Annotated in this window: 21 protein-coding genes; 14 read left to right on the top strand and 7 right to left on the bottom strand. The window is 60.0% G+C overall.

The features are described 5' to 3' along the window. The first annotated feature begins 79 nt into the window (after positions 1-79). Positions 80-1231, top strand: a complete 1152-nt coding sequence (locus CRI94_RS12995) for a DUF5700 domain-containing putative Zn-dependent protease (protein WP_179862298.1) — start codon at positions 80-82, stop codon at positions 1229-1231. A 311-nt stretch (positions 1232-1542) separates the two neighbouring features. Then, the gene (locus tag CRI94_RS12990) at positions 1543-3360 is read left to right on the top strand and encodes a DEAD/DEAH box helicase (RefSeq protein ID WP_098076425.1); all 1818 of its coding nucleotides are present in this window, start codon (positions 1543-1545) and stop codon (positions 3358-3360) included. Positions 3361-3415: 55 nt separating this feature from the next. Here the strand turns inward: CRI94_RS12990 and CRI94_RS12985 are convergent, their stop codons facing one another. Beyond that, positions 3416-4330 (bottom strand): DUF5996 family protein, encoded by a 915-nt coding sequence (locus CRI94_RS12985; RefSeq protein WP_098076422.1) that lies wholly within the window; start codon positions 4328-4330, stop codon positions 3416-3418. A 199-nt stretch (positions 4331-4529) separates the two neighbouring features. Here CRI94_RS12985 and CRI94_RS12980 point away from each other — a divergent pair, with 199 nt between their 5' ends. Beyond that, on the top strand, positions 4530-5027 hold the full coding sequence (locus CRI94_RS12980; protein WP_098076419.1) for a hypothetical protein: 498 nt from the start codon (positions 4530-4532) through the stop codon (positions 5025-5027). A 98-nt stretch (positions 5028-5125) separates the two neighbouring features. Further along, entirely contained in the window at positions 5126-5452 is a 327-nt protein-coding gene (locus CRI94_RS12975; RefSeq protein WP_098076416.1) for a Smr/MutS family protein, read from the top strand. 158 nt (positions 5453-5610) lie between these two features. Here the strand turns inward: CRI94_RS12975 and CRI94_RS12970 are convergent, their stop codons facing one another. Beyond that, a complete protein-coding gene (locus CRI94_RS12970; RefSeq protein WP_179862297.1) occupies positions 5611-6231 on the bottom strand; it encodes a GNAT family N-acetyltransferase in 621 nt (206 codons plus the stop codon). Positions 6232-6414: 183 nt separating this feature from the next. Here CRI94_RS12970 and CRI94_RS12965 point away from each other — a divergent pair, with 183 nt between their 5' ends. Then, positions 6415-7113 carry a gamma-glutamyl-gamma-aminobutyrate hydrolase family protein gene (locus tag CRI94_RS12965; RefSeq protein WP_098076411.1) on the top strand — a complete coding sequence of 233 codons (699 nt, stop codon included), beginning with the start codon at positions 6415-6417 and terminating at the stop codon, positions 7111-7113. A 163-nt stretch (positions 7114-7276) separates the two neighbouring features. Next, positions 7277-9115 (top strand): hypothetical protein, encoded by a 1839-nt coding sequence (locus CRI94_RS12960; RefSeq protein WP_098076409.1) that lies wholly within the window; start codon positions 7277-7279, stop codon positions 9113-9115. Positions 9116-9269: 154 nt separating this feature from the next. On the opposite strand, the gene ppk1 is transcribed toward CRI94_RS12960, so the two are convergent. The 5 genes from ppk1 to CRI94_RS12935 all read right to left on the bottom strand — a co-directional run bounded on the left by ppk1 (position 9270) and on the right by CRI94_RS12935 (position 17699). Further along, a complete protein-coding gene (gene ppk1, locus CRI94_RS12955; protein WP_245846188.1) occupies positions 9270-11666 on the bottom strand; it encodes a polyphosphate kinase 1 in 2397 nt (798 codons plus the stop codon). A gap of 135 nt (positions 11667-11801) precedes the next feature. After that, positions 11802-13871, bottom strand: a complete 2070-nt coding sequence (gene dnaG, locus CRI94_RS12950; RefSeq protein WP_098076406.1) for a DNA primase — start codon at positions 13869-13871, stop codon at positions 11802-11804. Positions 13872-14054: 183 nt separating this feature from the next. After that, positions 14055-14210 carry a hypothetical protein gene (locus CRI94_RS17730; RefSeq protein WP_179862296.1) on the bottom strand — a complete coding sequence of 52 codons (156 nt, stop codon included), beginning with the start codon at positions 14208-14210 and terminating at the stop codon, positions 14055-14057. 344 nt (positions 14211-14554) lie between these two features. Continuing rightward, a complete protein-coding gene (gene tkt / locus CRI94_RS12940; RefSeq protein WP_098076400.1) occupies positions 14555-16597 on the bottom strand; it encodes a transketolase in 2043 nt (680 codons plus the stop codon). A gap of 403 nt (positions 16598-17000) precedes the next feature. Further along, positions 17001-17699, bottom strand: a complete 699-nt coding sequence (locus CRI94_RS12935) for a hypothetical protein (RefSeq protein ID WP_143815400.1) — start codon at positions 17697-17699, stop codon at positions 17001-17003. Positions 17700-17826: 127 nt separating this feature from the next. Between CRI94_RS12935 and CRI94_RS12930 the strand changes: the two genes are divergently transcribed. From CRI94_RS12930 to trpD, 8 genes are all read left to right on the top strand, one after another. Next, the gene (locus CRI94_RS12930; protein ID WP_179862295.1) at positions 17827-18465 is read left to right on the top strand and encodes a class I SAM-dependent methyltransferase; all 639 of its coding nucleotides are present in this window, start codon (positions 17827-17829) and stop codon (positions 18463-18465) included. A 63-nt stretch (positions 18466-18528) separates the two neighbouring features. Next, the gene (locus CRI94_RS12925) at positions 18529-19434 is read left to right on the top strand and encodes a mechanosensitive ion channel family protein (RefSeq protein WP_098076388.1); all 906 of its coding nucleotides are present in this window, start codon (positions 18529-18531) and stop codon (positions 19432-19434) included. 313 nt (positions 19435-19747) lie between these two features. Beyond that, the gene (trpE, locus tag CRI94_RS12920) at positions 19748-21253 is read left to right on the top strand and encodes an anthranilate synthase component I (RefSeq protein ID WP_098076385.1); all 1506 of its coding nucleotides are present in this window, start codon (positions 19748-19750) and stop codon (positions 21251-21253) included. A gap of 188 nt (positions 21254-21441) precedes the next feature. After that, positions 21442-21921: a hypothetical protein gene (locus CRI94_RS12915; protein WP_098076382.1), complete on the top strand. Its 480-nt coding sequence runs from the start codon at positions 21442-21444 to the stop codon at positions 21919-21921. 67 nt (positions 21922-21988) lie between these two features. Next, positions 21989-23038, top strand: coding sequence for a tryptophan--tRNA ligase (gene trpS / locus CRI94_RS12910; protein ID WP_098076379.1), 1050 nt, complete (start codon positions 21989-21991; stop codon positions 23036-23038). 100 nt (positions 23039-23138) lie between these two features. Then, entirely contained in the window at positions 23139-23522 is a 384-nt protein-coding gene (locus tag CRI94_RS12905; RefSeq protein ID WP_098076376.1) for a four helix bundle protein, read from the top strand. A gap of 77 nt (positions 23523-23599) precedes the next feature. Further along, positions 23600-24199, top strand: a complete 600-nt coding sequence (locus CRI94_RS12900; protein WP_098076374.1) for an anthranilate synthase component II — start codon at positions 23600-23602, stop codon at positions 24197-24199. A gap of 66 nt (positions 24200-24265) precedes the next feature. Further along, positions 24266-25300: an anthranilate phosphoribosyltransferase gene (trpD, locus tag CRI94_RS12895; RefSeq protein WP_098076372.1), complete on the top strand. Its 1035-nt coding sequence runs from the start codon at positions 24266-24268 to the stop codon at positions 25298-25300. The last annotated feature ends 65 nt before the right edge of the window (positions 25301-25365 follow it).

The raw sequence follows: 25365 nt of genomic DNA, 5'->3' as shown, positions 1-25365 counted from the left end.
GCGCGGTCGATTCGGCACGCATCTTTCTTATTCGACCTACCGTACACGCCGTCCGTCTCTCCCCGGAGCTCGTTTTGCCATGCGCTTCCGCCTCCTGCGTGCTGTGATCATTTTCCTCCTGGCTGTGGCGGCCTGGGGACTGGAGACCCATGCACAGCCCGACGATGCGCCAAACGACCGACTGGCGCAGATTCCTCTCCCGCAGGTGGACTTTTCCGGGCTGGATGCATTCTGGTCCGTCGCGGACACGCTCGCAGCATCTCGACCGCTGGATGAGCGGGACTGGCGCCTTCTGTTTACATCGCCGGGATACCACATGCTGTCGGGGCGCTACCCGCTTCGATATCCGATCGTCGAAGCCATGAAGCTTACCTTCGACCCGCGACGGACGGACGAACGAGAATCCGTCGAGCGGTCAACGGTCTGGATGCGTCCTCGCATGATTCGGCACTTCCGCCGCGTGAAAGCCCATCGAGAGGACCTGGAGACCTACAGGCAAACCCTCGCTCGGGACGACTCGCTCGTGGTTGACGTGATGCGAACGCTGCAGCCGCACCTGCCCGAAGGTGCACTCACCGACCGCTACCCGCCGCGGATTACCTTCCTGCTGTTTCTAGACGACGGATACGCCTCTCCGGATGTCGTCGCGATTGATCTCTGGATGGCGTACTCGATGGGACGTGATGCCCTCGTTCGGTTCATCGCACATGAGCTGTTTCATTCTTATCGTTCGTCCATCTCGCGGCAACGAACCGACCGCGACAATGGGCACGTCACGATGCTGGTTGGGGCGCTGGAGCAACTCGAGAATGAAGGTATTGCGGATCGAATCGACAAACCGGCTATGCTCACCCGGGACCTGCCACTCGGGACGCCGCTTGGCGACTACTCTCAGGACTACCGGATGGCCTACGCGGATGCTCCGACGGTGATTGCAGAAATCGACCGGCTGCTCGCACAGCTGGAACAGCGCCAGCAATTTTCACCGGGTACCGTGCGCCAGATCCAGCGCGCTATTCCCATGGGCGGGCACCCGACGGGCGCGTTCATGGCCGATGTGATCGCCGACCAATCCAGCGCTTCCGCACTCCGAAAAACGGTCGGTCGCGTCTTCTCATTTCTGCGTGCGTATCACCGCGCAGCGAAGAGCCATCCGAGCGCTCCTTCATTTTCTGATGACGCCCTTTCCATGATCGATCGACTGGACGCCTGGACCTCAGAGGATCGATGAGATGGGACAACCGGAACGAACTCCAGGAACGCAGCACGGTCTCGTGACGCACCCGTCCATTAATGTCGCTTTCCCTGACCTCTGGGCAGTTCACTCTCTCCGTACTCGCGGCTTCGCGAAAGCGTCACGTAGGAAGCTTTACCGTCTCCTGTCTCCTGCCGTACATTAGTCAGTCGTGTTGAGATGAGCCGACCGACGACCGCGGTATAAATCTGCGTCACGTCGGTATCGAAGTGCCTCCGTCGCTTGACAGAGTGCGTGATCTCGCACGCCCCCAAGCTGCCGCATCGAAGTGATTCCCCCCTCGCTGCATGAGTTCGTCGCGCCCCTCCGAAGCATCTCGCTCGTCCGGCACCGAAACGCCAGTGGCCGACGATGTTCGTCCCGCCGCTGCCATCCCCGGCATTGATCCCGCGCCGGGTTTCTCGTTTCGAGATGGTCAACACGTCTTTCTCGACCGTCTCGCGAAAGCCTATGACAACGGCCAGCGCGACCACCTCGGGGTGTTCGTTCCGGGATACGGAAAAACGTTGACGGCGCTCGGCTCCTTCGCGGTCGCGCGCTCGATGGGCATCTGTGACCGGCTCGTGGTCTTCGTTCCCCGCGGCAACCTTCGCGACCAGTACGCCGACCCGGAGGAGATGGCGCGGATGCTCCAGTGGATCGGCCAGCCGCCGCTCCCCTTCTGCGTGGCGGACAGCAGCCGGGTGTATCTCAAGAACTCGTCGATTCCCATCGTTATCGCCACGTACCAGTATGCCTGCGGCGATTCGGGAAATCGAGACCTGAAGCGCTACTGCAAGCAAGGCAAGCCGCTCTTCGTTCTCGATGAGATCCACCATTTGCCCGAAGAAGGCGCATGGTCGGCTGCGGTCGACAATCTACCATACAATTCGCTGGTCGGGCTCTCCGGAACTCCGATTCGAAGCGACGGGCAACCGCTCTTCGGTGTCCCGCACGATACAATTACGCGCGACGACGGCTCCGAGGACCAGTTCTACCGGGCACTTCATGAGGTTACACTCCGTCAGGCGCATGCTGAAGGCGGCATTCTCAAGCGCGTGGAGGCCCACGTCATCGACTACTCAATCACGATGGTTGAGGAAGACTCCGGGCGCGAGGTCGAGTTTACGCTCAAAGAACTGAAGGACATCAAGCGAGAGGATGCCGACATCGATCGGTATTTTGCCCGCCGCCGCCTTCGCTTCCACGACGTCTACCTCGACTCCCTCCTGGGGCCGGCTGTCGCGCGGTTTCAGTCCAAACGCGCGCAAATGAAGGGAACGCTGCGCAAAATGGACGGCGATGGACGCAATCACCAGATGCTCGTCATCTGCATGAGCAACCGCCACGCCGCCGAGGTGCTGGATTTTATGCAGCGCCGGTACGGGTGGTTGTCGTCGACTCGAATCGGACAGGATGTCCCGCGAGAGGAGCGTGAAAAGCGACTTGAGGCGTACCGGAATGGCGCATACGACGTGATGGTCCAGGTAGACATGATCGGGGAAGGCACCGATATTAAAACGATCAGCGTCATCGCCAAGCTCGACCTCGTCAGCGCGAAGTCCAAAACGCTGCAGCAGATCTTCCGCGGCATGCGCTACTTTTCGCCGTGGGACGAGGACGCGAACGTGTGTGACGTTTATACCAGTGGAGACCTTGGGCTGGAGCAAACGCTCGACTGGGTCACGCGCGAGGTTCAGGAAGGCATTCGCACGCGAAAGGAAAAGTCCCCGCCGAAGGATCCGGCCGAGCCGAAAAGCCCCAGCGAACGCTCGAAGTGGGCAGTGACGTCGGTCAGCGAGAGCGAGTTCGAAACGCACCGCCTCGAACTGAACCGCCGGGGCACCGACTCTGCCCTGCAGGTGAGTCGGCAGCCGTATAAGCGTCCAGATCCGTCCGCGATGGACGTTTCAGCGCGAGAAGAAGAGCTTCGCAAGGAGCTGTCCGAGGATGCGACCGAGTTGGCGTACTTGCTGCAGGATCGCGGGAAGGATGTCTCGATCCGGGACGTGCACGCCGCGGCAAAGCGCCGTTTCAACGTCGCGCAATCGGAAATGAGCATCCAGCAGCTGGAAAACAAGAAAAAATGGCTCCGGCGCTGCAAGATGATGAAGAAATTGGTCTAGCCAACCGGCTCGCCCCGGCGACGTGCCCCTCGTTCGATGAGGGTGATGACCTCTGTCAACTCGGTTGTACCGGTTGCCTTACGAGCCCGGCGGGCCATTCTGCGAGCTTCGCTCCCGCCTCATAGGTCGAGTTCAAAAAGGTCAGGATGTCCTCACGTGCGGTCGCTGATCGCCGCACGGCTTCGTACGGGAGAAACGCCATCGAGCCGGTATCCTGCGTGACCCACGCCGCGGCTTCAGGATCGATATGAACCCGTGTGAGTCCGTCTGGCTCTGGAAATGTATACGAGTAAAATCCGGCTTCCGGCGTCGTTTCATCTCCGGCCCAGAATCCGAAGCTGATGACCTCGTGGGAGTACGCTTCGCGCGTCACCGGATCGGCATCAGGCATCGGTGGCGCTTCTCGACCGGAGAATCGAGTGTAGGCGAGGTCGAAGCTATGCCAGAAGAGGTGGACCGGCGTATCCTTGCCGAGGAACTGGCCCTGAAACTCCTGGAAGATCGGCTGGATCTGCGTCGTCACTCTCCAGAATCGGCGCACGGCGTCTCCGTCATACCCATCGTGCTGGTCATCATCCGCAAACGGAATCGAGCTCGGCGCATCGAACGGAGACGGATGCGAGATCGGGTTTTTCACCCCGAGCGACGACAGCGCATGGTCGATTTCCCGATAAAACTCGCTGATCGACTGACCGTCGTGCATCGAGACGTGAACAATCTCACCGTCGGTCGTCCGCAGCCGAACACGGTCGAGGAGAACGTTGATTTCAATTTCGAGCAGCCGGCTCCCATCACATGGCATCGGACGGGTCGTGAACCCCGAGGTGGAAACGTAGAGCGGTACGTGCCACCAGTGGTTGCGCTTCGGCATCAAAGCAAGCCGAATTTTACCGATAATCTGGAGTCGAAGATGAAGCCCGATTCGAGTTGATATCCATTCTTCGTATGGGAGGGGTGGGAACGTGTCCATCGGATTCAAGTGGGCAAGTGGTAAGAATATATCCGATCTCTCTGACGTCGCAGACCGACAGCGATGGATTGCTTCCGGCGATTCGTCATCTTTGTCGTGCCGCGCCAACGTCCTTGGAAAGTATCGCATGACCGCCTCAAATGCTATCTTCCGCTGGCGCACCCTCACGTGATCGTACGCCCACGTTTCCGACGGTGATATGAATCAAGAGCCCATCGATATCATCATTGAACGTGCCGCTCGCTGGGCACGCACGGAAGCGGACCGGGGGGCACGAACGGGACGCGCGCTTCGCCAGGACGAAATCTCCATTGCACGGTCAGCGGGCGTTTCAGACGTAACGAACATCCGCATCATTGAGACCGAGCACGTGCCATTCCCCAACGATCCGCTATTGGCCCGGCTCTGTCGCGAAAACGGGCTCTTGGGCGATCAAACACTGGGACTCACGCTCGATCACTCCATCTACCTGAAACCGAGCGTTCAGTCAGACCTGGAAGTACTCGCCCACGAGTGCTGTCACGTTGCCCAGGTCGAACGTCTCGGCTCACTCTCCGCATTTGTGGATCAGTACATTCGGCAGATCACCGTCCATGGGTATCGTGCCGCTCCCCTTGAGCTTGAAGCCTATCGAGTTGGCCGGTCGATCTTGGCGGACGATCGCGATTCAGGCCAGCGAACGGACGGATTTCGTTGATTGCCACCGGCCGGAAACCGATCCGGCGAGGGCGTTTAGTATCTTACGGACGCGGATCACGTCCTCTTTTTTCTTTCCCACCCAGTCCACCTCCTGCCATGCCCGGCCCAAAAATCAAGGACGACGGATCGATGGTCACGCTCGACTTGCATGGGCTCAGGGTTGATGACGCGATTGAGGTTACGTACGACACGCTCCGACTGGCGCAAGACCGGGGACGAGCTAGTTTGAAGGTCATTCACGGCTCATCAACAAGTGGAGCGGGGCGGCGGACGATCAAGTCCGCTCTGTATCGCTTGCTAGATCGCGGAATGCTCGTCGGTGGCCACGTTCACGTCATGAAGCAGCGGAGCTACTTCACCCTCTCACTCGATCTCACCGCGTCGACCGACCCTACGCCCATCCGGCTCCTCGACGTGTGGTAGTGGCACTGTTCGCTTCGAACGCTACGTGCAAATTACACGCGGCTCCTCGATTCCATGCCGCGACTCGGAGAAAGCGGGCGATGTGTACTTAACTACCGACTCTTTTTTGCAATAACGGCATACTCAGTCCCCCTTCGCCGCTCGGTTCTGATACCACCCTACACCTCTTTCTCGACGAGCGCTTCATTGAGCGCCCGCCATGCCCAGCGCACCCGGTCGTGAACGGGCGTCTCCGGAAAATCCTCCGCGTTCGCGTACACGGGAAGGTCAATTTCCACAACCCCCATGTTCACGATTTCGCGGGTTGCTCCCAGGCTCCGAAGATAGTCCAGAAAGGCGTCGTTCTCCTGCATCACATACGCTCGAAAAGCTCGCACGCCGTTCTCGTACGCATGCCGACTGAGCGCTGCCATCAGGAGCGCACCAACACCGTGTCGCTGGTACTCGTCGATTACCAGAATGGCTGCCTCCGCGACATCCGGCTCCTCCTTTAGCCGCACGTACCGTGCTGCGCCGAGTCCCGGCTCCGATGGATCGTCCGCATTCACGGCCGCAAGGGCCACGTGGCGATCGCCGTCCACCTCCGTGAGGTACCGCAACTGAGCCTCGCTAGGCACGAAACGAGGGGTAAAGAACCGGTGGTACGATGTCTCTTTCGAGATTTGGCGCAGGCCCCGGAGCACACGCTCACGATCTGCAGGCGTAATCGGTCGGATCCTCACACGCACATTTTGAGCATTCACTTCAACCGGCAGATGAAACGGAGGGAGACGGGACATAGCCATGAGTCTGTACCGGAACCGATACGGGAGTTTTGGTGGACGCCAGATTGAGAGATGGAGCAACTCAGCACGAACAGGCAACAATTACTGCATAAGGGAAGTGTAAAAAACACAGGGAGACTCGTTTTCTCCTAGCGATCTGGTAAATTTACACAACGGATCCCTCAAGCACGCGGCGCTATGATCCCACGGATTGGCATTACTCCGTCTTTCGTTGATGGTGAGCAACGACTTCGGAGGGAATATGTGCTCGCCATCGAAGAGGCGGGCGGGCTTCCCTGCCCCTGCCCCATGGTCAGCGCTGGTGAGACACGAAGAGCCTTTGTCGAAACACTTGACGGGCTCATGGTGACGGGCGGTCCCGCTGTCACGGATGGTCTCGTCGGCCACCTGCCGGACGATCTGGGAACGACCGATCCCCTTCGCCTGACGGCCGACAAACACTGGATCGATCTCTGCGATACGGCAAGGCTACCCATCATCGGTATTTGCTACGGGATGCAGTTACTTAACGCCCGCGCCGGCGGAACCATTTACGGCGACGTGGAGGTCGAGGTGGAGGGTGCGCTGACCCACAGTCAGAAACGTGGTGCTGCGAACCATCTCATCCAGATCGAACACGACTCCCGGCTTTACGACGCTCTTCGCACCCAACGCACGTCTGTAAATACAAGGCATCTACAGGCGATCGCAACTGTGGGCGAGGGATTTCGCATAACGGCAACCGCACCCGATGGTACCATCGAGGCCATCGAACATGAAAACGGCAGGATTCTTGGCTTACAGTTTCATCCCGAGCGAATGCGGGAGACGATGATGCCTCTCTTCCGTATGTTCGTGGAACAGGCCCGCACCGCCCGAGCCGCCTCACCCGCCTAACCGCGCCGCCTCGTTCCACCTCGCCCGACCGACGTAACAGGCCCTACGCTGCGACCGTGTCCCCGACGGTCTCCACGCGTTTAACACCGTGCTCTCTCCCAGCATCGCGGCCTGCTCCATACCGCCTTGCTGCCCCCTTCGCACGAACGCCGCCGACTGACTCATGTCTCACTCCCAGCCCCCGTCTCCATCTTCGCACCATGCTGAGCCGCGGCACGTCGTCGCGGCTACCATCGTTCTCTTGGCCGGCATCGGTATCGGACTCACCGTGTCCGGCCACCTGACCACGATGGCGAAAGAAGTCATGGGCACCTTCCGTGTGCCGGTCTCCGTCTCGTCGCCGGACACCACGTCTTCGTTCGTCCCGTCCCGGCTCTTCACGCTGCGCGACCTGCCAACGCATCCGGACGCCGTGCACAGCGAGTATTTCTCTCCCGAGCTCTACGCGAGCGCTGGAGCGACGCCGACCGACCGGCGTGGCGAACTGCACCAGGACTTCCAGGCCCTCCTCGACCTCTATCATAAGCGGCAAAGAGTGGATGACAACTTTACGATCCGCGTCGCCCGTGATGACACCCACGAACTTCTGGAAGTCTACGTTCTGAAAGAAGACCGACGGCGCTACAACAATGGCGCGGACGTCGAGTGGCCTACGATCGATGCGAAGCGGCGCGTTCACACTCGCCGGCTCGTGGACAAATGGGAAGAGCGCGGCGTCCCGCGGGAAGAGATCACGGTGAAGTGGGGGCGCTCCAACCAGATCGACGAAGCACACGAGCGCGACCGGCCCTTTCTCGCCTACGAGCTTCGCCTGACGAACTATCTCGGCCTTAGCCTGCTTCCAACCGAGATTGGTACCGTGGAGACGTTCAACCAGGACGACCTCCGGTCCCACGTCGGTGCGCGCAGCCGATACCAGATGATGCCCTTTATCCTGCGTCGTAGCGGAGTGCACCAATACAGTCTGCGGACGGAGGAGAGTTCGTGGGTGGAGGTCAGCGAAGACCTGCATCCCCTCCTCACGATGGAGCCCGCCTTCCGCCTACTCCGAGGCTATGTGAACGCGGTCGGCCATGAGATTCCCGGTATCTCCGCGTACCATACCGGTCCGGGCAACATCTACAAGCTCTATCGAAAGTTCTTCACTCAATCCGGAGCCTTCGACACCGGGTCCACGGTGATGGACGCCTACATGTGGGCCATTACCGACGGCTTCGAGACCGTCAGCGAGAACTCCACCTTCGGCCCCTACTCTCGCGGATACGTTGCATCGGCGTACGGATCGCTGCGCGCAATCGACGACCGCCCGATTGACCTCTCCAATACGGTCCGTGCAGAGCGCGTCCAGCTTGAACCGGGCGAGACACTAATGCTGGCTGACATCCTGCGAGTGCTGGACGGCTCGACATCGGCCCTCAACTGGAGCATGGTCGCCGACCGGCCAAGCACATACGAACGCTTCCGCGGACTCAACCCTCACCTGGACCTTCCCGAAACGGACGACGGCGAACTCACGCCTTCTGCGAATGTCCGCTTCGTGTCGAGCGTCGACGGAAAAGCCGTTCGGTTCTTCCTCCCCACCGGCGGATCGAAAGCGCTCGAAGATGCGGGAATCACCGCGCTGGACAGTCGAGCCACCTTCCGGTTCGATGATGACACCTACCGTCTTCCATCTGATGAGCAGCGCACTGCCTGGGATCGTCGCTACGATAGCCTGGTCGACGACATCAAGCGGTTCGGATTTACCAAAGAGAATCGCGAGCGCCTCCTTACGATCTACGATGCGTTCGAACGCCTCGCGGAGACGAACCCAACGCATTACCGGCAGACGCAGCTCGACGTGATTCAGACGCATCGCCGGATCTGGCTATCGAATCCGTGGGAGACACTGTCCGATGCCGCGACTCTCGCGACCGGCAAGATGCGCATGCGCCCGCAACCGCCGGAGACGCTGGACACGCATCCGCTCGACGATTACACCCGGTCGCTCGACTCGAAATAACCTGAAGCACCGCGGGTCCGGCCCAAAGCGAGCGACGTAGCATCCGGGCCACGCTCTACATTTTAGCAGACATAGAACCGCCGGCGACAGGGATCGAGTCCCATCGCCGGCGGTTATGCGTTCGTTCGAACCGTTGGGTACACGCCCGTTCCGCTTAACGATTCCGGGCGGCCGCCATCAGCTGCTCCTGATACCCCAGCTCACCCTCATCCGGCACGCGCTGAACGTACCGACCGTCGGACTGCAATTCCCAGGCGGTGCGAGGATCGTTCATAGCACGTTTGAGAGTATGAATGACCCGCTGCCGCTGCGTCTCGTCGGTGATCGGGACCGCTGCTTCGACGCGGTCGTCCAGCCGGCTTCGCTGCCAGTCGGCACTGCCGATGTAAACGGCAGGGTCGCCGTTGTTGTGGAAGTAGAACGCACGGTCGTGCTCCAGAAACCGACCAACGATGCTCACGACCCGAATGGAGTCGCTGTAGCCATCGAGCCCCGGACGAAGGCGACAGTGACTACGAATCGCAAGGTCAATCTGGACGCCCGCCTGCGAGGCACGGTAAAGCTCACTGATAATCTTCGAATCGCCGAGTTCATTGATCTTCACCATGATGTGCCCGTTGCCGTGCTCCTCTTGGTGCCGCACCTCACGACGGATCATCTCCAAAAAGTGGTCGCGCATCTCCTGGGGCGCAACCACAACCTCTCGATACGACTGCTCCGGTGCGTAGCCCGTGAGGTAGTGAAAGAGATTCGTAAAGTCGTACCCGATGTTTCGATCGCAGGTCAGTAGCCCATAATCGGTGTACTGCCGCGCCGTCTGCGTATTGTAATTGCCGGTGGAGGCGTGGACGTACGTCCGGAGTCCATCGTCCTCGCGCCGGACGACGACAGCGGCCTGCGCGTGCGTCTTCAACCCGACGAGGCCATAGGCGACGTGCACGCCGGCGTCCTCCAGCTTGCGCCCCCAGGCAATGTTCTTCTCCTCGTCGAATCGCGCCTTGACCTCGACGAGCACCGCGACCTGTTTGCCACTTTCAGCCGCGTCGATCAGCGCATCCACGATGGGCGAGTCCTCGGACGTGCGGTACAGCGTCTGCTTGATCGCCAGAACCTGAGGATCTGCCGCAGCCTCCTCGATAAACCGCTGGACGCTCTCTTCGAACGAGTCGTACGGATGATGAACGAGCAGGTCGTTGTCGCGGATCACGGAGAAAATGTCGCCTGATTCGCGCCCCACGCCTCGACGGAGTCGTGGTGGCGTCAGCGGCGTCCACTTTGAAAATCGAAGATCCTTTCGGTATCGATCGTCCGGAACGTGGAGATCGGCCAGGACCCGCACGTCCGTGAAGTCGATCACCCTTTCGGCGACATAGACATCCTCCGGCCCGATGGAGAGCTTCTCCATCAGAAAGGACCGAACGGATTCCGGCATGTCGCGGTCTACCTCCAGGCGGACGACGGGCGCAAAGCGCCGTTCGCGGAGACGCTCAGAAATCATTTCAATGAGGTCATCGGCCTCCTCCTCGTCACGCCGGACGTCGGCGTTCCGCGTCACCCTGAACGCGTAGACGCCTTCCACCGTCATCCCACGAAACAGCTCGTTGACGTGATGCGCGATCACTTGCTCGATCGGCACAAAGTGGAGCGGTTCGTCGAGGGAGAGCCAACGAGCGCGACTCGTGGGTACCTTGACACGCGCGAAGTGTTGTGTACCGCGGTCCGGGTGCCGCAGCAAGACGGCGAGCGACAGGCTCATGTTGGAAATGAATGGGAACGGCCGCCCCGGGTCGACGGCAAGCGGCGTAAGAATCGGAAAGATATTTTTCCTGAAGTACGCCGCAAGTTTTTGTTTTTGCGCATCTCCGAGGTCCGCGTAATCCCGGATGCGGAGCCCGATCTCTTCTTCCATTGCCGGCTCGAGCTGATCCCACGTATGCCCGAGCGCACTGTACATCGGCCGTACGGCCCGAACGATGTGCGCAAGCTGCTCTTCCGGGGTCCGGCCATCCGGCGAAAGTGTCGTCACGCCGGCGGCCGCCTGCCGCTTCAGACCACCGATCCGCTTCCGAATGAACCCATCCAGGTTTTGCGCCGTAATGCTGAGAAATCGCAGACGCTCCAGCAAGGGCGTTCTGTCATCCCGCGCCATCTGCAGAACGCGCCAGTTAAAGTCGAGCCAGCTTAGCTCTCGATTGAAGAAAAGGCTCGGATGATCAACGTCTGCCTCTTCCGGCACCCGTTGCGGCTGAACGGCCCGAGCCAGAGGACTTTCGGACGTGACGAACGGCCGACACGGCTCATGCATGGCTGTTTTGCGCGCGTTCTCCACCCTCTCATTCGCAGAAAGGCCTGCGTCATCGTCCGTTAGACTCGTCGACTCCACGGCGGTAACAACATCGGCGCTGCCGTCGCGCTGGTCCGTTTCCAACTCCGATCCATCTGATTCGGGTGATGAAGTCTCGCGTGGATTTGTGGAGCCGGCAGGACGTAGATCGGAAGGTGAATCTTCCGGGGCGGGCGGGTCCAGCGAATGATCAGAATCAGAAGCCATGGAAGACAACGTCGAGTGTCGAAGACATGCGAGGGTTCGGGGCTGTCCCGAGAAAAAACGACCAGACTCGTCGCCAGGTCCGACTAAACACTCCGATAATGCGCTGCTGGGATGCTGGCGCGTCCGTAGGACATCCTACTCCCAGTCTAAAAACTCCCGCCTCCGAATTTGCTTGCGAAGGTCGTAGAGTTGCATCATCTCTTTCTGGAGCTCGCCGACATTTCCGGTTGCGGATCGAGAAGCTTCAAACATTTTCTCCTTGGTCCGAGTGATCGCCTCATCCACACGATCGAGTTTGAGCAGCGTCATGGCGCTCGCGCCCGCTTCGTACGGCTCCTGATTGAACCTCGGAACGGAAATATTCTGACGCTGACGCCAGTTTTCCGAGGGCGTGTATTTGTCAACCATAACAGATGCGGCGAGGCTCTGCAATTCAGCGCCGAATTCGCCGTCCGTGATCCGGGTCGGCTTTACAGCATCATCGCTGTACATATCGATGAACACTTCCACCATATCGCGCGCCGGGCCTTCCGTAAACTCACCCAGCGACATGTTGCCGAGGATGAATTCGACCATCGGCGTCCCGCTATCGAGCATCAGACGGAGCAGAACCTTCTCTTCCGGGAGCGGCGGTCTGCGTTGCGATGCGGAGCGCGCTTCTTGAGCACCTTCTCCTGCATCTTCATTCCCGTCGGATTCGTCGCCCTGGTAGTCGGCGTCGGTGTGAGGAGGCGGGGCATCATTGCTGGAGCTGGCATTGGCGGTCGAACCTGATGACCCATCGCGGGCATCGGGCGGAGCCACGGGGCGCCCCTGGGGCTCGTTCACGGACGCTCCCCCCGAGCTGTTGTCGCGCTGCTGCCGTCGCTGTTTCCGCCGTGCGCGTCGCTGATCTTGTCGTTTGACCTTCTCTACCTCTTCCTCCAACATCCGGAAAAGGTCTGAATCCGGTACATTCAGGACATCGCTTGTTCGCCGCACGTACTCACGACGCAGATTCCGATCTGGAATCTGAGCGACGGCGTTCACGATTTCACGCTGCACCTCCACGCGGTCTTCCGGCGTGTCGAAACGGCCTTCTCTGCGGGCACGGCGATACGCAAACTCTGGCAAGTCCTGCCGGTGCTCTTCGATGTAGGCAGCGAACGTCTGTGCATCTTCGGCACGAACGAAAGAGTCCGGATCTTCGCCATTGGGAAGCTCGACCGCGTAGGCGCCAAGCCCGTTCTGGAGAACGAGGTTCATCGCGCGGACGGCGGCTCGGGATCCGGCCTCGTCGGCATCGTACAGGAGGACGATGCGTTTGGCGTATCGATCGAGCGTCTGCACCTGGCCGTCCGTGAGAGACGTCCCGCTGGATGCAACGACGTTTTCGACCCCCGCCTGGTAAAGGGAGATAACGTCCGTGTAGCCTTCCACCAGAAGCACTTCTTCTTCACTCCGAATGGCCTGCTTAGCCTGCCGGAGACCGTACAGGACGCGGCTCTTGTCGTAGACCTCCGTCTCCGGAGAGTTGATGTATTTGGGCTGATCGGCGTCGGCATCCAGAATACGGCCACCAAAGCCGAGCACCTTCCCCACGTGCGAGAGGATCGGAAAAATCACGCGCCCACGGTAGCGATCGTAATAGCCGCTGCCGTCATTTCGCTCGATAATGAGACCGGCGCGTTGAAGAATCTCTTCGTCAATTTGCTCCTCCTTCGCAGCCTTGAGTAGGCCGTCCCACCGATCGGGTGCCCAGCCAAGACCAAATCGGGCAATCGTCCGGTCTTGAAACCCGCGGTCGTGCAGGTACTCCATCGCCTCGTATCCGCCGTTCGTGTCCGTTAACTGGTTGTAAAACCACCGGGCGGCCCACCGAAGCGCGTGGAAAATCGCTTCCTTCTCGCTCGCCGCTTCCGGATTGATCTCGTCATCCGGCAGCGGAACGCCGAACCGCTCGGCGAGCATGCGTACACTTTCGAGAAACCCAACGCCTTCGATTTCCTGGACGAACTTGAAGACGTCTCCGCCACGCTGACAACCGAAGCAGTAGTAGAGATTCTTCTCCGGATCGACGCTGAACGAAGGCGTGTTCTCATCGTGAAACGGGCACAACCCCTTGAAGCGGGATCCGCTCCGCTTCAGGTTGACGTAATCGTTGATTACATCGACCACATCCGCGACATCGCGAACTTCCTCAAGTTTGTGATCCGGGATCGCCATGGATGCACGATTTCTGGGCGCAGCACGTCTCCTCAGATAGGGTTATGTGTACGACGTGTGCGCGCCGCAGATCCTCTCTACGCGCTAACCGAGAGTAGCAGTTGACAAGCCGGCTGGCTGCCGAGACAGCACCTGGATAATCCGTCGTTCAGCTCGCCCGACGCGCTGGCGCTGTAACTAGGGCTACGCGCGAATCCCGTTCGGAGCAACAGGGGCGTCCGGGACGACGACAGCAACCTTATCGTCTTCCACGGGGGGAACCGGTGGCTTGTACGAGCACTGGCAGGACGAGAATCCGATGGCAAAGATAATCGCGAGGGCGGCAGCGATACGTTTCATAGGGATCGCGGGAAACAGGGGAAAATACATTCAGCGTTCTAAACAGAGCGGTCACAGGATAGATGCACGAACCCGGTGACGCAAGACCGGATCGCGACGGGGCACAGCCTACAGGGCGGTTTCGCAGCATTTTCTGGATTGACGCCGAATCAGACACTGAGATCCTCGCCAGTTAGACAAACGAAAGTTCGCGTGATGCCCTGTGTCCATCCAGCCATTCAAATCCATGCGACGACCGTCTGATTCCTGCCGTGGCCCGTGTATCCCGTCGTAAAGCAGGACGGGGCGACCTCCGCGTGGAAGTCGCCCCATCGTGCAGGCTCTCAAGCGTCAATCAACGTTGCTCACTGATTTAGGACGTCGCGGGCCATTCCCACCACGTTCTCTGGTGTGAAGCCAAATTTCTCCATGTTGATGCTGCCAGGAGCAGACGAGCCGAAGCGGTTGATTCCGATAGACCGTCCTTCCGGCCCGACGAATCGCTCCCAGCCGTAGGTCACACCAGCCTCGATCGATACGCGTGCCGTCACCTCCGGCGGCAGCACCTTGTTCCGGTATGCCTCATCCTGCTGGTCGAACAGCTCGAACGAGGGCATGCTGATGACCCGAACGTTGATCCCGTCCTTGCGCAGCGTATCGGCGGCGGCAACGGCGTGCTGGACCTCGCTACCGCTCCCCATGAGGATGATGTCGGGGGTACCGTCGTCGTCGGAGAGGATATATCCGCCCCGATGAACGCCTTCTGCCGGCCCCATAACCGACCGGTCGAATGTAGGCACGGTCTGCCGCGTCAGGGCGAAGGCCGTCGGTCCATCCGTGTTGCGGAGCGCGGCGACCCATGCCTGCGCGGTCTCCGCCGCATCGGCCGGGCGGAATAGCGTCACGTTCGGAATTGCGCGAAGCGCCGCCAGGTGCTCGATCGGCTGGTGCGTCGGGCCGTCCTCGCCGAGCCCGATGCTGTCGTGTGTGAACACGTAGATGACGGGCTGCTCCATCAGCGCGCTGAGACGCAACGAAGGCCGCAGATAATCGCTGAAGATCAGGAAGGTGGCGACGTACGGGCGAACCCCTCCGTGCAAGGCCATCCCGTTCGCGGCGGCGGCCATGGCATGCTCACGAACACCAAAGCGGAAGTACTGCCCTCCCGGGTTGTCCTTTTGAAAGTCTGTTCGGCCGTCGACCTCGGTCTTGTTCGACCCACTGAGGTCGGCAGACCCGCCAATGAGCATGTCCCCAACGACCGGGACGAGTGCAGACAGCGTTTTCCCGCTTGCCTTGCGCGTCGCGAGTTCGTCGCCTGCCTCGAAGTCCGGCAGAGCATCGTCGAGGTCATCGGGCAGCTCCCCGGCCATCCACGAATCAAATCGATCCGCAGCCTCCGGGCTTTCCACGCGGAACTGCTGGTAGCGGCCGTTCCATTCGGCCTGGAGCGCAGCGCCCTGGTCGATGGACTCCCGCATGTGCTCAAGCACGTCGTCCGGAATGTAGAACGACTCGTCCTCCTCCCAGCCGAGATTCTCCTTCGTCAGCTCGACCTCATCCGCTCCGAGCGGGGAGCCATGGGCGGCGGCGGTATTCTGCTGGTTCGGACTTCCGTATCCGATGTGCGTCTTGACTTCGATCAGCGACGGTCGATCCGTTTCCGCTTTGGCTTCGATAATGGCCCGGTCGATTGCTTCCAGGTCATTTCCATCCTCCACCGTGATGACGTGCCAGTCGTACGCTTCGAACCGCTGCTGGACATCCTCAGTGAACGCGAGGTCCGTTGAGCCATCGATGGAAATCTCGTTGTCGTCGTACAGATAGATCAGCTTGCCGAGCCCCAGGTGTCCGGCGAGCGATGCGGCTTCGGACGCCACGCCTTCCATCAGGTCGCCATCACTGACGATGCCGTACGTATAGTGGTCGATGAGTTCATCATTTGCTCCGGGCTCATCGTTGAAGTGCGCGGCCAGGTATCGCTCAGCAATAGCCATTCCGACTCCATTTCCGAAGCCCTGCCCAAGGGGGCCGGTGGTCGTTTCGACACCGGGCGTGTGGTGTACTTCGGGATGCCCGGGCGTCAGGCTGTCCCACTGGCGAAAGTTCTTGATTTCCTCCAGCGAAAGATCATACCCCGTCAGGTGCAGCAGCGCGTACAGTAGCATCGAGCCATGGCCCGCGCTGAGGACGAAGCGGTCACGGTCAACCCAGTGCGGATCGGTTGGGTTGTGACGTAGGTGACGGCTCCAGAGCACGTAGGCCATCGGGGCTGCACCCATCGGCATACCGGGGTGGCCGCTGTTGGCCTTTTCCACCGCATCCACAGCCAGGAAGCGGATGGTGTTAATGGTGCGCTCGTCGAGGTCAGTCGGCTGAATCAGGTCCAGCGTGGATGCGTCAGGCATGTGGCAGAAGCGGAAACGAAAGGCGGGAGATCACGGATTCGCTCGAACGGCAGTCGCGGCATCGCCGATCGGCGTAAAACATTTCGGTACAGCAGGAGGAAAGCTGCCAAATGCGGATAGCGGGACTACGATCCGCGTCCGCATACAGCAATAAAGGAATTCGCGAACCTCCGATACAGCGCGTTTCCAAAAAATACAATCAAATGGGGATGAAGGCGCTACTCCACCTGCCCCGGCAGGCCGTCCATCGACAATCTCGTCTCTCCCCTCGCTACTCGAATTCATGAGAGCCCATGACCCTCGACTCAGCCAAAGTGATCGCTCAGTCCTTCTCCAACGCACGCCCATGCCCCCATCGACACAGAGCACTCAGACCGAACGAGATATGCTCGCTGGGTCCGTATCATTCGCCGGTAGACAAAGCCGCTTTTCCTCCCAGCAAGGATGTCGTCCTGCCCGGCTCTCCTCCCCCGGTCGACAACGCGTCGTATGCCGCGTAATCAGCCCCGACGAGCACGATCGCCAGCGCGACGAGGTAAATCACGAAGGCGGTTTCCCGCTTAAAGGTGCGATCAGACAGCGACTGCGAGCTCATGATCGCGCTGGGTGTACGCGGCGAGATGAGCGTGGACGCGAGAGCGAAAAGCAGGCTAATGCCCGTCATGACCGACATCACGGCAGCAATCGCACCGGCACCACCTGACGCGATTGATGATGCGATGACGTAGTAGGTCGTAACGCCTGCGGCCATCGATATCACACCGAGCCGTACCAGAGCGACCCAGCGCCCAAGCGGCGGTGCAAGGTAGGCGACAACGAAAAAGGCTATGCTCGTTCCCGCAATTGCAGCAAGAAGGCCCGTCATCACTGAAACGACAGGCATTCCCGCAACAACCGGCAATCCACCGTGAACCATGCGTCCACAGGATGCCAGGTCTCCAGGTACGAGCATCAACCCGAGGCATCCGTTGGGAAACCCGACGGCCATCTGCAGTCCGAGATGCATGATAACCACGATCCCGGCCAACGACGACACGACGATTGTCCGCTCCATAACGGGGCGGTACGCGGATACATACAGAAGTAATGCGCGAAAGGACATGCAGACTGGATCCTAGAAAAATTGGCAAATGCAGTCTAAGGCAACGCCCGGACGCCAACCGTGGGACACAAGACCCCACGATCCGTTAAGTTCCCCCTCACCACCCACCCCGCTTCCCTCCGCTCACGTGACCTGGTACATTCCCCCCGAATGGACGCCGACCCTCTACACTGCGCTCGCGCCATTCTACGACGGATTCGCACAGCGTGTCTCCCGGGAGGCCCGACGTAGAGCAACCGAATTACTGAATGTTCAGGATGGGGACGCCGTTCTTATCGCCGGTTGCGGAACGGGGCTCTCCATTCCGCTTCTCCCCAACAAGCGGCCCGCCGTCCGTATTACCGGCGTCGACCGATCAAAAGCGATGCTCCGCCGGGCACGGCGTCGTGCGACAGGGAAACCAAACGTGACGCTACAACAGGCAGACATTCTCTCCCTTCCTTTCGAGACCGGCAGCTTCGACGCGATTCTTTCCGCATACGTTCTCGACCTCCTCCGACCTCCCCGGCGTGTCGACGCCTTGCATGAGATGAAGCGCGTTTCCAAACCGGGAGCTCGGATCGTTACGATCACACCGGCCCTACCGGAACGCGCGGACGAGCGACTCTGGGACCTCCTCGTGCGCGCAGTACCTATTGCACTCGGCGGCGGAAAACCAACCGACCTCACTACGGCATTGCAAAATGCTGGATGGCAGGTCGCTGAGTCGCTCCGGACCCGGAACGTGGGTCTTGCGAGCCATCTCTTACGCGCCGTCCACGTTTGAAATGCATCCATCCTTCGACGTAGGTTTGCATTCCATTCCGTCGCTTCCCAGCCTCTCTCTAACGTGGACGAGTTTATCGCACTGAATCCGGTCCTGGTTCGACGCCTGATCGGGACGCTCATCGTTATTATCGCGACGATCGTTCTCTCAGCGATCGCTCGCCGCATTGCTCTGGCGACGTTCGACGAGCAGGAGCGGCAGTACATGGCGTCCAAGTGGCTGTCGCGCGGGCTGTGGCTCATCGCGATCGTGCTGACGATCGCACTCTGGTCGCCCAACGCGAGCCAGCTGATTACCGTTCTGACAATCATCGGTGCGGGTCTGGCCGTTGCGTTGAGGGACGTGCTCCTCAGCTTTGTCGGCTGGATCCACCTGCAGCTCCACCCGCCCTACCGACGCGGCGACCGCATCGAGGTTAACAATGTTCGGGGGGACGTCGTCGATGTCGGCCTCACCCAGACAACCATGCTGGAGGTCGGCGAGTGGGTCGAGGCCCACCAGAGCACCGGTCGACTGGTCCACGTGCCGAACGGCTGGTTGTATACGCACGGCGTCAAGAACTACACGGAAGGGTTTGAATATCTCTGGTTCGAGCAGTCTGTCGTGGTCACCTTCGAATCCGACTGGGAAGAGGCACGGGAGATCATTCTCGAGATCGCCGACGCGACGGTCCCGAACTGCGAAGAACCGGCTCGGCGACAGCTCCGCCAGATGACGAGCGAGTATCTCGTTCAAATGAACGTCCTCACCCCATATGTCTATGTTTCGCTCGCCGATCACGGCGTCAAGCTCACACTGCGACATTTAACGGCAGCACGCGGGCGCCGAAGCGTACGGCACGACCTCATCTCGGAAATCCTACGCCGCTTTCAGGAGCATGAAGAAATACACATTGCCTACCCGACGTACCGGATCTCATCCTCCGACTCCGTGCCTCCGGCCCAGAACCAACGAATCTCACACGAATGAAATGACGACTAGCATCCTGACGCGCAGCCGAATTTGACGAGGACGGTACATCATTTCTTTTTCAAGGTCCCACCGGTTGCAGGATACGGTGCGGTTGTGTATAGTGAAGTTGCTATGGCAAACGCGATCAACAACACGACGTGGCGCTGGTGGTGGCCTGGACTCCGGGTCAAGGGCTGCGCGTGCTTCCACCTCGCGTCTGAATAGCATCGACTTTTAGAAGGATGCCCCTTGACCCGCTGCTTCCCCGAGGCAGTGGGTTTTTTATTTGGCCTCACTGATCTTTCCCCGCCCTCTCTCCCACTCGCTGTTCATGACGCAAGAGGAGTTTGTTTCCATCGTTCAGGCTGCGCGCGCCGACGGTTCCGACCACGTCGTCGTACCCGTTCCCGTTCGCCGGTCTGCAGATTTGCTCACGCCGGTGTCCGCGTTCCTGTCCCTCCGGCAGGATGCGCCCTTTTGCTTTCTTCTGGAAAGCGTTGAAGGTGGTGAAAAGCTCGCGCGCTATTCGTTCATCGGTCGCAATCCCTACCGCATCATCCAGGCCCAGGATGACGGCGCGACGGTTTCGATCAACACCCGCCGCGTCCCCGGCGAAGCGCTGCGAGACGAGCCGACAGGGGACATTTTCAACGTCATGGCCGATTTGATGGATCGGTACGACGAGGTCGATGTACCCGGCCTCCCCCGACTCACTGGAGGGGCCGTGGGCTACATGGGGTACGACACCGTTCGCCTGATCGAGGATCTTCCAGATGCCCCGCCCGACGACCTGGACGTGCCGGATGCGATCTGGGCGTTCTACGATACGGTGACCGCCTTCGACCACGTGCGACATCAGGTGGTTATGATCGCCCACGCGTTCGTCGATCCGGACACGGACCCAGATGCGGCCTACCAGGAAGCTCAACGTCGACTCCGACGGCTCGAGGCCGATCTCGTGCAGCCCCCGATGAGCGGTGCACCCGTGCGACTCACGGGCGACGGCATGACATCGAACTTTGACCAGGACGCGTTCGAGGATGCCGTCCGCACCGCACAGCAGTACGTGTACGATGGCGACATCTTCCAGGTCGTTCTGTCGCAGCGGTTCGAAATGGCATTCGACGGCGACCGCTTCAATCTGTACCGTGCCCTCCGGCAGGTCAACCCTTCCCCCTACCTCTTCTACCTCGACTTCGACGACATCGCTCTCGTCGGCTCGTCTCCTGAGGTCCTCGTTCGCGTCGAAGACAACCGCGCAGAGGTACTCCCGATTGCCGGCACCCGGCCGCGAGGCGCGGATGAACAAGAGGACGCCGACCTGGCCGACGAACTTCTCGCCGACCCGAAGGAGCGCGCCGAACACCTGATGCTTGTCGATCTCGGCCGCAACGACCTCGGACGCGTATGCTCGTACGACTCGGTCGAGGTGGAACGGTACGCGTTCATCGAGCGGTACTCGCACGTGATGCACATCGTCTCATCCGTCGCCGGCACCGTATCCGACGACGAGGGTCCACTCGATGTGCTCGCGGCCTGCTTCCCGGCCGGCACGGTGAGCGGTGCACCGAAAGTCCGAGCGATGGAGATCATCGACGAACTTGAACCCAGCCGCCGGGGCGTCTATGCCGGAGCGGTCGGCTACATCGACTTCAACGGGACCCTCGACACGTGTATCGCGATCCGCACGATGGTCGTCCGAGACGACTCCATCTATGTGCAGGCCGGTGCAGGCATTGTCGCCGACAGCGACCCAACGGCCGAGTACGAAGAGACGCGCAACAAGGCCGCTGCACTGCGCGAGGCCATGCGCGTAGCATCCGATGGGTTGCTCTAGACACCTTTTTTCGCCACTGAACGAAACGAACACGATAGACCCTTGCAAATGCTTCTTGGAGACGGGTTGAAGGGCAAACCTCGCCCCGATCTGACCGTTATCACGTACTAGTCTCACTTCGGAAGATCATTCACCTTCCGACCGAGCCGTACCCTCTCGCAATCTGACCTCTCTGACTCCTTTTTCCGATGCCGAACAAACTGAAAGAACTGCTTCTTGGCAGAGGCTGGGCGGGTCGCACGATCACGCGTGCGGAAACCGTTGAGCGTCTCAACCCCATTGTCAAGGAGCATATCGTACTCAACCACAACTACGAGGCCGCCATCCGTTCGCTCGGCCGTCAAGACATGGTCGAAGCACTTCGTGAGATGCAGCGGACATCACGGATGGACGTGGGCAAGCTGTCAGAGACCATCTTCAGTGCGGGTGGTGCTGCCTACAACGGTACCGACCTTGAGCCGGATCAATACGACCTTGGGAACGACGGCCTTGAGATCGTCAACTCGCTCATCGAGCAAGAGCGCGATTTCAAAACGACGGTCGAGACGGAGCGCGAGGACATCGAGCACCAGATGCGTACCCGTGCCATTCTCGAACTCGTCGCGTCAAACAGTCACGATCGGTTGAAAGGGCTAGAGAAAATGAAGAGCCAGCTCACCCGCCGCTAACCCCTGGTTGCCTGGCTCCGGCCGGCCCCACACCCCGTTCGCTCCGACTTCTGTTTTCTGAACACGCATGCCTACCGACGCGCCCACCACCGACGCCGCATCCCACGAGGACGACGCCCCCGAGAAGGACTTCGACACCGTCGTCGTGTCCGGCATCCAGCCCTCCGGCCGACTTCACTTCGGCAATTATTTCGGGGCTCTCCGCCAGCACATCGACCTGCACACGGAGCACGAGTCGTTCTACTTCATCGTGAACTACCACGCGATGACGACCGTGCAGGACGCGGATACGCTGCGGCAGCATACGCTGGACGTAGCCCTCGACTACCTCGCTCTAGGCTTCGACCCGGACGAATCTGCACTTTTCTGCCAGAGCGACGTGCCGGAAGTGACGGAGCTGATGTGGATGCTGCTCAACCTGATCCCGACGAGTCGGCTCGAAAAAGGCGTCTCATACAAGGAAAAGGTCAACGCCGGTCTCACACCGAACGCCGGCTTGTTTACCTACCCCGTGCTCCAGGCAGCCGACATTTTGGCTTACCTTGGCACACGCGTCCCGGTCGGCGCCGACCAGAAGCAAAACCTCGAGATCGCGCGCGACTGCGCTCGGTGGTTCAATCAGACCTACACGCCGGATGACCCACTCTTCCCCATTCCCGAGCCGTACATCCTCGACGACGTCGCCGTCGTACCCGGTATCGATGGGCAGAAGATGTCGAAGAGCTACGGCAACACGATCGGCATTTTCGACGAAGGCAAGGAGCTGAAGAAAAAGGTCATGAGCATCGTGACCGACTCCACGCCGCTCGATGAGCCGAAGGATCCAGAGAGCTGCAACGTGTTCGCGCTGATCAAGCTCTTCGCCGACGACGAGACGCAGGCGGAGATCGCTGCAAAATACCGCGCAGGCGGCTACGGCTACGGCCACGCCAAGAAAGAACTCCTGCAGCTCATCACCGAGAACTTCGCCGAGGCCCGCGCCCGACGCAAGGACCTCGCGTCCCGCCCGGACTACGTGCACGACGTCCTCCAGCAAGGCGCCGACCGAGCCCGAGCCCGAGTCGCACCGGTTATGGAGAAGGCCCGCGAAGCTGTGGGGCTAGCGCCCCACGTTTGAAGGTATGGACGTGTGAACGGATGAATGTAGTTTATTTATTGTGTTGTTTGTACTACTATTAACAAGACACAATAAATGATACAGACTCAGTAGAAGGCCCATGGTGAGGGATTTTAAAGACCTTCGTGTTTACGAGCAGGCATTCGCTTGCGCAAGTGAGATTTTTAGACTTTCGACCGACTGGCCTCCGAGCGAGCGGTACTCCATGACCGACCAAATTCGGAGAGCATCACGGTCGGTGTGCGCCAACATTGGCGAAGCATGGTTCAAACGAGACTATCCCAAACACTTTTCGAGCAAACTGTCAGACGCGCTCAGCGAAGCATCGGAAACGATCGTCTGGCTCGATCTGGCCGCTGAGCATGGATACGTCTCAAACGAAGTCGATAATTTCGAATCACGATATCGTTCGATCATCGGCGGCCTGGTCAAAATGAAGGTAAACGCCGACAAATGGTGCCATACCCAAAACGACGACAAGTAACCTCCCCCACTTTCACACATTCACACTTCGACACTTCCACCCTTCCACACTTCCGAACCTCCAAACGGGTTGCCCCAATGATCCTCATCATCGATAACTACGACAGCTTTACGTACAACCTGGTGCACCTGGTGGGGCGGCATACCGACGACCTGGAGGTCATTCGCAATGATGACCGGACGCTCGAGGAGGTTCGCGACATGGCTCCCGACGGCATTCTGATTTCTCCGGGACCTGGACGGCCGCGCGAGGCGGGCATTACGGAGGGCATCATCGAGCACCTCGGCGCAGACATTCCGATTTTCGGCGTGTGCCTCGGCCATCAAGCGATTGGCGAAGTGTTTGGCGGGTCAATTACGCACGCTCGAGAACTGATGCACGGCAAAACAAGCACGGTGACCCACGACGGCCACTCGGTCTTCGACGGTGTCGAGCAGAATTTCGAGGCGACACGATACCATTCGCTCGTCGTTGACCGCGAATCCATCCCGGACGTGCTCGAAATCACCGCCGAGACCGACGACGGCACCGTGATGGGCCTGCGCCACCGAGACCATCCGATCGAAAGCATTCAGTTTCATCCAGAGAGCGTCCTCACGAAGGCCGGTCCGCGCATCATCGCGAACTGGCTCCGGTCCATTGGCTCCATCGACCTCGATCCTGCACGATCATCCTGATCGTCGCCTGAGCTTTACGCTCCGAACGACACGCTGTCCTCTCCCCTCACCGCACCACCCCGCCGAATGAAGGAGTATCTGAACGCGATTGCCGACGGACACCCACTCACGCGCGAGCAGGCTGAGTCTGCCATGCGCATCATGATGACGGGTGACGCTTTGCCCGAGCACGTGGCTGCTCTCCTCATGGGACTCCGCGCCCGCGGAGAACAGCTCGACGAGCTCGTTGGCTTCACGAAAGTGATGCGCGAGTTCGCCATTTCCGTAGATGTTGACGACCCTCACACGATTGACCTCTGCGGCACGGGCGGTGACGGCGCTTCCACCTTTAATATTTCGACAACGGCCGCAATCATCGCTGCCGGCGCCGGCGCGACCGTGGCCAAGCACGGCAACCGCTCCGTATCCTCAAAATCCGGCTCCGCGGATGTTCTCGAACACCTGGGCGTAGAGATCGAACTCCAGAAGGCCGGCGTGGAACATTGCCTGGACGAAGTCGGCATTGCCTTTCTATTCGCGCCCTACTTTCACCCGGCAATGCGTCACGTCATGCCCGTTCGCAAGTCGCTCGGCGTGCGAACGTTCTTCAACATTCTCGGGCCGCTCTGCAATCCGGCCGGGGTCAAACGTCAGCTCGTCGGCGCCTTCAACACGAAGACCGCGCAGATGATGGTGCGCATCCTGTCGCACCTCGATGCGGAGCACGTCGTAACCCTCCACGCGCAGGATGGGCTCGACGAGGTGTCGGTGTCAGCCTCTACGACGGTGTTTGAGTACGACAACGTACATGGCGACGGCGTCCCGCGGAGCCGCGAAGTTGGGCCAGAACAGCATGAAATCAATCGGGCGCCGATCTCCGCACTGGCCGGCGGCACCGCTGCCGACAACGCGGCTATTCTCCGCAACATTCTGTCCGGCGATGACAAGGGTCCCCGCCGACATGTCGCCGTTCTGAACGCCGCCTACGCGCTCCAAACAAGCGGCAAATTTGAGGACATCGACGCGTGCATCGAGGCCGCCAACGACAGCATCGACAGCGGCAACGCTAGCCGGACGCTCGATCGCCTGATCGAAGTCTCCCAAGATGCCCCGAAAGGCTGACTCGATCGACTTCACTCCCCAACCTACCAGACCGGGAGACACGTTTCTCCCTCTTGACTCTTCCC

This window comes from Longibacter salinarum (assembly GCF_002554795.1).
Taxonomy (GTDB): domain Bacteria; phylum Bacteroidota; class Rhodothermia; order Rhodothermales; family Salinibacteraceae; genus Longibacter; species Longibacter salinarum.
Note: the sequence above shows the minus strand (reverse complement) of the source record. Positions and strands in the feature narration are given on the sequence as shown.